We start from the raw sequence: 8,461 nt of genomic DNA, 5'->3' as shown, positions 1-8,461 counted from the left end.
CTTAATATTTACTTGATTTCGGCAGCTCTAAAATTTTGTGTAAGTCCCGTAGCGAGCGCTTCGACGTAAAATTATTGATTTACAAGCATTATAGTCTAATTTTACCAGTTAAGTTGTGTAAGTCTCAATAGGAGGTACATTGAAAACCAAACCGGAAAGTAACGCCACTTTATTACCCGCGAGTCGTTATTAAATCAGGGGATAAATCTTCCGGAAACTTTCCTCCCATCGTTTTTTATGTTTGACGAGTTGCAAAATCATCTATTAACGCTGTTTTCAACTTACCTTTTTTATTTGCCTGCCAAAGTTTACCACTACTGACATCCAAACAAGTCAACCAACCGTCATCATAAACTCTGGTATCAATACAAATAGTGTTACCGACATTAAGAGGTTTACCACTTTTTTGACTTGTGTGACCACAAACCATTGTTTTTCCTGAAAAGTGAGGCATGGGGTTATCAAGTTTTTCCCAAAAAAGCTTGTACTCTGACTGCTCATTCAGAGATAGATCGGGAGCAGCATTCGCATGAACAAAAAAATGTTCGTCTGACTCCCACCAGTCTACACAGATATTCTCAAGGAAATACCAATGTTCGTCTGGAATATGTTTTAGTTGAGATTTACCAAATTTTGAATAAGAAGCTAAAGTCTCCTTGCCACCAGAATTATGCCAGCGAACTTCATATTGCGAACAATCACGAGACCTCATCATCATTAATTCATGGTTGCCACGTAAGGCTACAAGTTGCCCAGTTTCATAAAGTGCAATTAATCGATTAATCACTCCTTGAGAATCTGGACCTTTATCTACATAGTCACCAAGAGTAATAATAACATCCTCTAATCGTGGCTTAACTGCTGCAATCAATGTATCAAATGCTCTGGAATGACCGTGAATATCTCCGATGGCTAGAATACGCATATATATTTTTGTTACTTTTTTCGGCCTTGGTGATTTGAGGTATGAAATAAATAATTTAGTAATTTAGGTAAATTAAGAGTCATTCTTTGAATGGCAAAATTAGATGTTCTCTTTACTTAATTTCAGGAAAAGCACTTTTCTTTCTCCTGACTCAATCCTCCTAAGTAATTAAAATTAATATCATACACGCCCTTCAGCAACGCCCTTTTTTCTTTCACTCATGTACTACTACAGGTGTCCCCACTGATGCCCAGTTAAATAACCATTTGGCGTGATTGACTGCTACATTCGTACAACCGTGACTAACTGGGGTACCAAACATATTATGCCAGTAAGCACCATGAATCGCCATTCCCCCATCATAATACATAGTATAAGGAACGTCGGGCACGTCATAATCTGCTCCGGTCATTCTGGCAGTGCGATATTTTGTTTGTACTCTGAAAGTACCTAAGCGAGTAGGAGTTGATGATTTACCTGTGGAAACTACGACTGCATAAACTACTTTATTTCCTTCCCAGGCAATTAATCTTTGGGTTGATAAGTCAATTGAAATCCAACGTTCCGCTGATTGTTGTAATTCTAACATTCTCGTGGCAATTAGATTTTCCCATCCACTAGCTTTGGTTGGTATTGACCAGGATAAAAAAGTTGTAATAGTTAGTGCTGTAGCAGCACATATTTTACCAACTTGATACCATTTTTTAGAACTAACTAAGTTTTTCATGTTTTATACCTAATCAAAACACAATAATGGTGTAATTTAGAAGTAGATTATTTTGATTAATTTTCAGATTCAATTGTTTGCTGAAAGTTCTCTAACTAGGGCCTGAGTTTGTCTCGCGATCGCTTCCCAATTTTGAGCAATTATTAAATCTTTTGGAAATAATTTCCCTGATAAACCTACAGCAATTGCACCTGCTTTGATAAATTCTTTAGCATTTCCTAAGGTGACTCCACCAGTAGGAATTAGAGGAATTTCTCCTAAAGGTCCTTGCAAACTTGTGATATAAGTTGCGCCTCCTACTGCTGAGATAGGATATATTTTAACACAGCTAGCTCCTGCTTGCCAAGCAGTTAATATTTCTGTGGGAGAAAGAGCGCCGGGAATAATCGGAACTGCTGCTATTTTTGCTGTTTGAATCATAGCAGGGTTAGTATGTGGCGTAAAGATAAATTGGCAACCAATTTTTAGTGCTTTTTGTAACTCTTCTATGGTTAATAATGTGCCTGTGCCAATTATACAAGTGGGTAATTCAGAGCGGAGTAAAGTAATTAATTCTGATGCTTTATGACTGTTCCAAGTGATTTCTATTATGCGTATACCACCAGCAGCAACTGCTTTTGCCATTTTCATACCTATCTCGATTTCTGAGGCACGAATAACGGCAATTATTCGATTTTGTTCTAATATTTTTAACCAGTTTTCTTGATTCATATTTTTGTGGAAGGAAGAAGGAATAAAGAAAAATATGTTTTTTATAAGTTTGACTTTAATTATTGTAATATATAGCAGTTTCCTACTCTCTGGAAGTAGATATATTGATGGTGTGAGGGAGTAAGTAGGTAAGATGGGAAGGCCGGAGAGAGAACAAGCAAAAAATATTTACCCGGTCAGTTGTACAACATAAATAAGTGAATATGCTGTCTATTAATATTTTAATTCTTGCTATTCCATAACTTCAATCAAAGTAAAATGATCAAGCAATATATTTACTCTTTAATAATTCTATAAATATAGATAATTTCCAGAATAATTAGGGCTTGCTGATTAAATCTAAAAGCATTGACATATAAAGACTAAATAATTTTTGGAGTCGAATTGCAGTGCAAATTTTTCACCTCTTTATGCTCATGCATGGAGCGTATTTTAGGCGCATAGTTGGGCAGAAAAATCATTCTTACAAAACGCCCGCTCCTACCTCCTATAAATTCCAATTTCTCCTGTCTCCTGTCTCCTGTCTCCTGTCTCCTACCCCTACCACTCATACTTTTTCAGCAAACCCTAATTAATCATTACTTTTTCTTTTAAGAAGGGATTGGCAACAATAATTTTTTTCTTTATTTTTTATTTACAGCGCTTTTCAAATCAATAAACCACATCGTCACAAGCAAAATATGTTAGAGACGTTCCATGGAACATCCCTACTGTGGTCTACCAAAATGAAAACCGCTGTAAATAAAAGGCTTTAAATTTTAATTATTTGGCCAGAGATAAATTAATAATCTAAAAATAGGAAATCATTGAAAAACAGAATAATTAAGAAGACAGGCGATCGCCTTAGTAAACAATAATTGTAAGTATTCAGCTATTAGCAGTCAACTCTCAGCAATAAGACACTCCTTTTCAGGATGGAGTTTAAATGAATATAGATTTTAAGGTCTTTTGTAGTAAGATTTAATTCTAGCTCAATTAATACAGCTTTGAATGCGTAATAAAAGCAATAGCTGATAGCTGACGGCTGAATGCTTACCAATAATTTATCAATCTAAGTAATAGAATAAAAAAGTTTTGAAATAAATCATCATATAAATGATTTTCAACATACATTGTCTACAACAAATAAAGTATTAGAAACAAACTTTAAAAGTGGCGTTGCTTAAATGTAATGATAATTAGACATCTACTCCACCCATAGGCAGTAGGCAGCTTTGCTGTAGGCAGTAGGGGTAAAGAATTGATAATTTCTTTGAGATATAGATATTTATTTTTGATTCTTGGAGATGTCTATTAGCTGAAGGTAAAATTGAAAAACTGATGTTTTGTGCCCAAAGTTAATCTCAAAATCATTACCACTCAGCAACGCCGCTTAATTTGCTAATAATATATATTTGATTTATGATTGGATATAAATTTTTAGATAACTATTACCGAAAAATTGGGTTTAAAGCCTCGCCCATAAGCGGGCGACTTTTTAGTTGTTTTTTTTGAATACATATGTTATATTTTTGTTACTAGTAGCGGACGGGCAGTCCGAGATAAAAAACGGACGCGGAGGCAAGTATAAGACTTGCGTATAGTAAGTTGCAGCCTGTGTTAGCGGAGCTTTGCATCAGCAAAACCTCAACCCACCGAGGAGCTTCGGATCGGTAGGAATCCCCTTGCCTTTAAGCCTGGCAAGATGTCAACAGTCAGTTTATGATAAACAAGGGCTTTGTTGGATGAAAGTAGGGATTCGCTCCGCGATCCGTTCCGGCATCGCAAAAAACTCCCTTGGTTGGAAGTTAACTAGATTTCTACTTTGTAGCTCTGCGGCTTACCCTACGCCAATCATCACGTTGACCATGGAACATTGTATGAATAATATCATGTTCGGTTGAATACTTATAAATAACTGTTGTGAGTCCTCAGGAGTCAGGAGTCAGGAGTCAGGAGGGAAGAAAGGAGGAATACATAGAAAATATTGGAGAAAAGCATTGATAATTTCAGTATTTCTTTGGTACTGTCGGTACCCGGAGTCCTTAAATTTTATTATAACTGACCCGTCCGAACATGATATAACTCCACTGACTGATTGTCAAATTTTCGTCTTCGTAACTTGCCTCCAAAAAGAACTTTGAGCCTGAACATGGTGGTTTCCGACAACGAGGGTCGGTGATCACCACATTCACCCTTCCATTTCTTGCGTCCTACAATTCTAATTCTTCTGAGGTTTTCATCCCTGGGATGAGGTGGACATTTACAGTTGCCATGTTGACCTATTACTGCATTTTTCCTGGGTGGAATAGTTGTCTTTGCTCCTGGTTGCCTAGCTTTCTCATAACACTTATAGTTATCATAGGCTCCGTCTCCTGATACTTGGGCTATTTCCCCATCTACTCCATCTAATAGGTCAGAAAATATTTGGTCATCACTCACATCATTGGTACTCACTACCCCACTCACTATCTCCCCAGTCGCTTAATTTACTCCCAGATGTAGTTTACCCCATGTACGCCGTTTACCACTACCATGAACTCTTGTTTTCCATTCACCTTCTCCATAAACTTTCACCCCTGTAGAGTCTACTACCAGATCAATAGCTTCAGAGCGTTGGTATAACTGGCAGTTGAACATTCAGTTTTTGTCAGCGACGGGATACGGTGCTATGGAAAGGTAGCTGGTAAATCTAAGTCCATCAATTCAAATATAGGTTCCACAAAACATCAGCGTCTGTCGTCCAGCCAGACTAAACCAGGATTGTATAGTCACCATAAATTCAATGGCCGTGTCACTGTAGTTATTAGATGCTCCCCTAGGTCCAGTTTTTTTCTGATTAAGCCACTCCGGAATCACCTCCGGAGTCAGCCAAAAAGTGAAACTCCCTCGCTGTTTTAAGGATGCATCATACTCAGACCAGTTTTTGAGCCGATACAAGGACTTAGATTTACTCATACCTACTGACTGTATTTTGTGTACCATCTTAACTTCTTTATTTTTACCCTAAACATCATCTTTTGTGCAACAAAGCCATAAACAAGTAAAAAAAGCTAATCAATATTGATTTAGTCAAGTAAGCATGACCTAGGAATAACTAATAGCGAGGTAGCTGCTTGCCCAGCATTCCGTAGGAAATGCTTACATAATTTCCTGCTTCCTCACTTAGTTAATAGGATCTGGCGAGTAAACCTCATTATTCCTTTCTCTTCAAACTAACCTTAGCTAGTTAATAAATTCAGATATTCCCAGTCCAATACATCTTGTAATAGAGCTTTATAACCTGCGACATTAGGATGAATGCCATCTGGACAAAGACGTAATCTCCACCAATTTTCGCCCCTACTTAACCATTTTTCAAACACATCTAAATAAGGAATTTTTCGCTTTAAACAAGCCAACCGAGTCGCCTCTTTATATATAAATTGATCCTCGTGACTATAATATAAACAATCTTGAAAAGGCATTTTATCCAAATTAACAGGAACCATTCCCACAAATAGTACAGGACAAAGTTGTTTTGATGTATCCAATAAATTATCTAAAATTGTTTTAAATTTGGAAAAATCAGTATAGTAACGTCCATCTGGTCTTTGGACTCTAGCAGAATCATTTACCCCAACCGAAAGAATAATAATATCTGGTTGACGATTTCTTAATTCTCCACGATGGCGAAACTCATGTTCCAGGCGTTGTTCTACTTGTAAAACACGGTTTCCTCGGACTCCAAGATTATACAGCACATGACCAGGACTGTCTGGCAACATCCACTGCCGTCGTAATCTCTCTACCCATCCACCACCTTCATAATCACCAAAACCATAAACTAAACTGTCTCCCAAAGCAACTATTTTTAGGGGATGATGATGAGTCTGAGAAAAGCGCTTTACAGTCGAAGGAGTAGCTAATAACATAAGCAATAAAAATTGATAATATTAGTATAAATTTATTAATATTGATTGAATTTTAACTAAAAATATTAGCATTGACCACCTAATTTCGAGAACAGAGAACAAAAAATATATATTAGACAGTTAATCATCTTTACTTATTACAGAAAAAATGCTACTGTAATGTAAGTTTTTTACTCCAAATGTGACTCATCGTAGTTGACTAAGAGTCTATTAATATGGTTTAAAGACTTACCAATCTTGAATAGGTTAACAGCAAACAGTTACTCAGGTATATAATGGCTTATTAACAAGTGGCCATCAAAAACTATCACGCGCTTTTCAAAATATATTAGTGGTCTTAAACAAACCTGTTAAAAATGTTAACTGATGACTGAACTCATAAGAGATGACCGATTAAACTATACAGGCTAATAAAATTTATGCACATAGAAAAGCAATCTAGTATTGATTCCGCAGAACTAAGTCGTAGGTCTGAAGAGCTGATTAGAGCTGCATCTAATCGTTATCGTGTTGTGGTACAAGTAGCTAATCGTGCCAAACGCCGTCGTTATGAAGATTTTGATAATATGGATGAACAATTAATGAAACCTGTTATCCGTGCTGTAGTCGAAATGTCCGACGAATTGATGCAGCCAGAAATAATTAGTGATGTAAGTAGTAGCATAGTATAGGTAAATATAATAGTAGTTATTTGATAATAGCCATGAGCAAGAAGCGGTGGCTCAAATATTTCAAGATTATTATTATCACAGTAGTGGTTTGCGCTAGTATCGAAGGGTTATGGACTTCTCTGGCGATTACAGCAAACCCTTCTACTCATTATCAGTTAAAAAAAGTTATAGACCAAGAAAATTTTAAAGACTCAATAAAACTTGTCCAACAGCGAGTTAGAGCTACAGAGGTTTGGCCATTTGTATATGAAAAAATACCAGATTTGCCATTAGAAAATAATTATATATCTCAAGAAACGGGTGAAGTAGATACTGAAGAAACTCTAGTGTCACGTTTAATTCGGTATCATCTATATGTGAAAGGTCGTCCTCCCAATTATCGGTTTGACTGGAAATTAACATTAGCAGATTACCTTGGGGCGAATGATTATCTACAATCATCGGTATATCCAGGAAAGAATACTTTAACTGAAAATCCAATGGAGGGCGATCGTGAAGCTATTCAAAGTTTAACTCGCTCTCAAAGAGAAACTTTAGTTAATAGATTAGTAAATATTTTTAGTGGCGATCCTAACCCTCCATCAATACCAGATGTATATCAGAGAGATAACTCTGGACGTTCAAATCCTAGAGCGCCAATTATTCCCCAACCGGGAGATGCAGATTTGCTGAGGCCATAAAAAATGGGACGAATAGTCAAAAGTGGAGCTGGTTGGCGGTTAGGGTTGAATCCTGAAGCAGAAAGATTTAAGGGTTTAGTTGCTGGTAATGAGTGGTCAATAGAACTAACAGAAGGAGAACTTGAGGATTTTTGCAGATTATTAGACCAGTTAAATAAAGCTATAAACCAGATGGCAGATGAGTTGATGGATGAAGAGAGAATAGTCTGCGAAGCTGAAAGTGATTTGCTCTGGATGCAGGTAGAAGGGTTTCCAGAAAGTTATACTGTTCAGTTCATTTTAAATCAAGGGCGCAGGGCAGAAGGAAAATGGCCTGTACAAGCTGTGCCTGGTTTAGTCCAAGCAGCACAAATGTTGAAAATTTTTTAACTCACATAGCAGAAGGAAGAAGGAAGGGTTCAACAATTAATAATTAATAATTATTAATTATTAGGGCTTTCTGATTAAATCTAAAAGCATTGACATACAAAGATAAGTGCCTTTTTGGGGTCGAAAAAAGTGCAAATTTTTCAGCTCTTCATGCTCAAAAAGTTAGTATTTTAGGCTCATAGTTGGGCATAAAAATCATTCTTACAATTCTTACTCCTACCTCCTTGCTCGTTTCCATATCTCCTGTCTCCTGTCTCCTGTCTCCTGTCTCCTGTCTCCTGTCTCCTGTCTCCTACCCCAGCAAAAAAAACTTTATTCAGCAAACCCTAATTAATAGTTATATCAAATCCGGTAGCATCGGTATAAAAAAATTAAACCTGATAAATTAAGGGATGAATAGTAAGAGTTGGGCGATCGCCATGCCGAGATTGTTAAAGCTAGAACCACACAAAAGTATCGAAGAGTTGGAAAAACTCTACCGACAA

10 protein-coding genes and 1 pseudogene are annotated in these 8,461 nt (G+C 36.8%); 3 read left to right on the top strand and 8 right to left on the bottom strand.

Going from position 1 to position 8,461, the window contains the following annotated elements; genetic code table 11:
* Nucleotides 1-235 precede the first annotated feature (235 nt).
* The 7 genes and pseudogenes from F6K06_RS32765 to F6K06_RS32735 form a co-directional block, all read right to left on the bottom strand.
* A complete protein-coding gene (locus tag F6K06_RS32765) occupies nucleotides 236-925 on the bottom strand; it encodes a metallophosphoesterase family protein (protein ID WP_124155031.1) in 690 nt (229 codons plus the stop codon).
* 214 nt (nucleotides 926-1,139) lie between these two features.
* On the bottom strand, nucleotides 1,140-1,652 hold the full coding sequence (locus F6K06_RS32760; protein WP_124147087.1) for a L,D-transpeptidase: 513 nt from the start codon (nucleotides 1,650-1,652) through the stop codon (nucleotides 1,140-1,142).
* A gap of 69 nt (nucleotides 1,653-1,721) precedes the next feature.
* Nucleotides 1,722-2,363, bottom strand: a complete 642-nt coding sequence (locus F6K06_RS32755) for a bifunctional 4-hydroxy-2-oxoglutarate aldolase/2-dehydro-3-deoxy-phosphogluconate aldolase (protein ID WP_124147086.1) — start codon at nucleotides 2,361-2,363, stop codon at nucleotides 1,722-1,724.
* Between the two features lie 362 nt (nucleotides 2,364-2,725).
* A complete protein-coding gene (locus F6K06_RS32750; protein WP_124147085.1) occupies nucleotides 2,726-2,914 on the bottom strand; it encodes a hypothetical protein in 189 nt (62 codons plus the stop codon).
* A 1,483-nt stretch (nucleotides 2,915-4,397) separates the two neighbouring features.
* Nucleotides 4,398-4,982, bottom strand: a pseudogene (locus F6K06_RS32745) (IS5 family transposase).
* A gap of 66 nt (nucleotides 4,983-5,048) precedes the next feature.
* Complete coding sequence (locus F6K06_RS34445) at nucleotides 5,049-5,300, bottom strand: transposase (protein ID WP_161564336.1); 252 nt, start codon at nucleotides 5,298-5,300, stop codon at nucleotides 5,049-5,051.
* Nucleotides 5,301-5,563: 263 nt separating this feature from the next.
* Nucleotides 5,564-6,256: a GDSL-type esterase/lipase family protein gene (locus F6K06_RS32735; RefSeq protein ID WP_124155029.1), complete on the bottom strand. Its 693-nt coding sequence runs from the start codon at nucleotides 6,254-6,256 to the stop codon at nucleotides 5,564-5,566.
* Nucleotides 6,257-6,681: 425 nt separating this feature from the next.
* Here F6K06_RS32735 and F6K06_RS32730 point away from each other — a divergent pair, with 425 nt between their 5' ends.
* From F6K06_RS32730 to F6K06_RS32720, 3 genes are read left to right on the top strand one after another with little or no spacing between them, the layout of a single operon-like run.
* Complete coding sequence (locus F6K06_RS32730; protein WP_124143348.1) at nucleotides 6,682-6,927, top strand: DNA-directed RNA polymerase subunit omega; 246 nt, start codon at nucleotides 6,682-6,684, stop codon at nucleotides 6,925-6,927.
* 32 nt (nucleotides 6,928-6,959) lie between these two features.
* Nucleotides 6,960-7,607: a hypothetical protein gene (locus F6K06_RS32725; RefSeq protein ID WP_192901039.1), complete on the top strand. Its 648-nt coding sequence runs from the start codon at nucleotides 6,960-6,962 to the stop codon at nucleotides 7,605-7,607.
* 3 nt (nucleotides 7,608-7,610) lie between these two features.
* On the top strand, nucleotides 7,611-7,976 hold the full coding sequence (locus F6K06_RS32720; RefSeq protein WP_124143338.1) for a DUF1818 family protein: 366 nt from the start codon (nucleotides 7,611-7,613) through the stop codon (nucleotides 7,974-7,976).
* A 176-nt stretch (nucleotides 7,977-8,152) separates the two neighbouring features.
* On the opposite strand, the gene F6K06_RS32715 is transcribed toward F6K06_RS32720, so the two are convergent.
* Nucleotides 8,153-8,299, bottom strand: coding sequence for a hypothetical protein (locus tag F6K06_RS32715; RefSeq protein ID WP_287245230.1), 147 nt, complete (start codon nucleotides 8,297-8,299; stop codon nucleotides 8,153-8,155).
* Between the last annotated feature and the right edge of the window lie 162 nt (nucleotides 8,300-8,461).

Source organism: Okeania sp. SIO1H4 (genome assembly GCF_010672695.1).
GTDB classification, from domain to species: Bacteria; Cyanobacteriota; Cyanobacteriia; order Cyanobacteriales; family Microcoleaceae; genus Okeania; species Okeania hirsuta.
The sequence above is the reverse complement of the archived record's forward strand: the minus strand, read 5'-3'. Positions and strand labels throughout refer to the sequence as shown.

What these genes read in the sequence shown, in the direction of transcription:
- F6K06_RS32765 (WP_124155031.1), bottom strand. Translation starts at nt 925, where the DNA reads ATGCGTATTCTAGCCATCGGAGATATTCACGGTCATTCCAGAGCATTT.
- F6K06_RS32760 (WP_124147087.1), bottom strand. Translation starts at nt 1,652, where the DNA reads ATGAAAAACTTAGTTAGTTCTAAAAAATGGTATCAAGTTGGTAAAATA.
- F6K06_RS32755 (WP_124147086.1), bottom strand. Translation starts at nt 2,363, where the DNA reads ATGAATCAAGAAAACTGGTTAAAAATATTAGAACAAAATCGAATAATT.
- F6K06_RS32750 (WP_124147085.1), bottom strand. Translation starts at nt 2,914, where the DNA reads ATGAGTGGTAGGGGTAGGAGACAGGAGACAGGAGACAGGAGACAGGAG.
- F6K06_RS34445 (WP_161564336.1), bottom strand. Translation starts at nt 5,300, where the DNA reads ATGAGTAAATCTAAGTCCTTGTATCGGCTCAAAAACTGGTCTGAGTAT.
- F6K06_RS32735 (WP_124155029.1), bottom strand. Translation starts at nt 6,256, where the DNA reads ATGTTATTAGCTACTCCTTCGACTGTAAAGCGCTTTTCTCAGACTCAT.
- F6K06_RS32725 (WP_192901039.1), top strand. Translation starts at nt 6,960, where the DNA reads ATGAGCAAGAAGCGGTGGCTCAAATATTTCAAGATTATTATTATCACA.
- F6K06_RS32720 (WP_124143338.1), top strand. Translation starts at nt 7,611, where the DNA reads ATGGGACGAATAGTCAAAAGTGGAGCTGGTTGGCGGTTAGGGTTGAAT.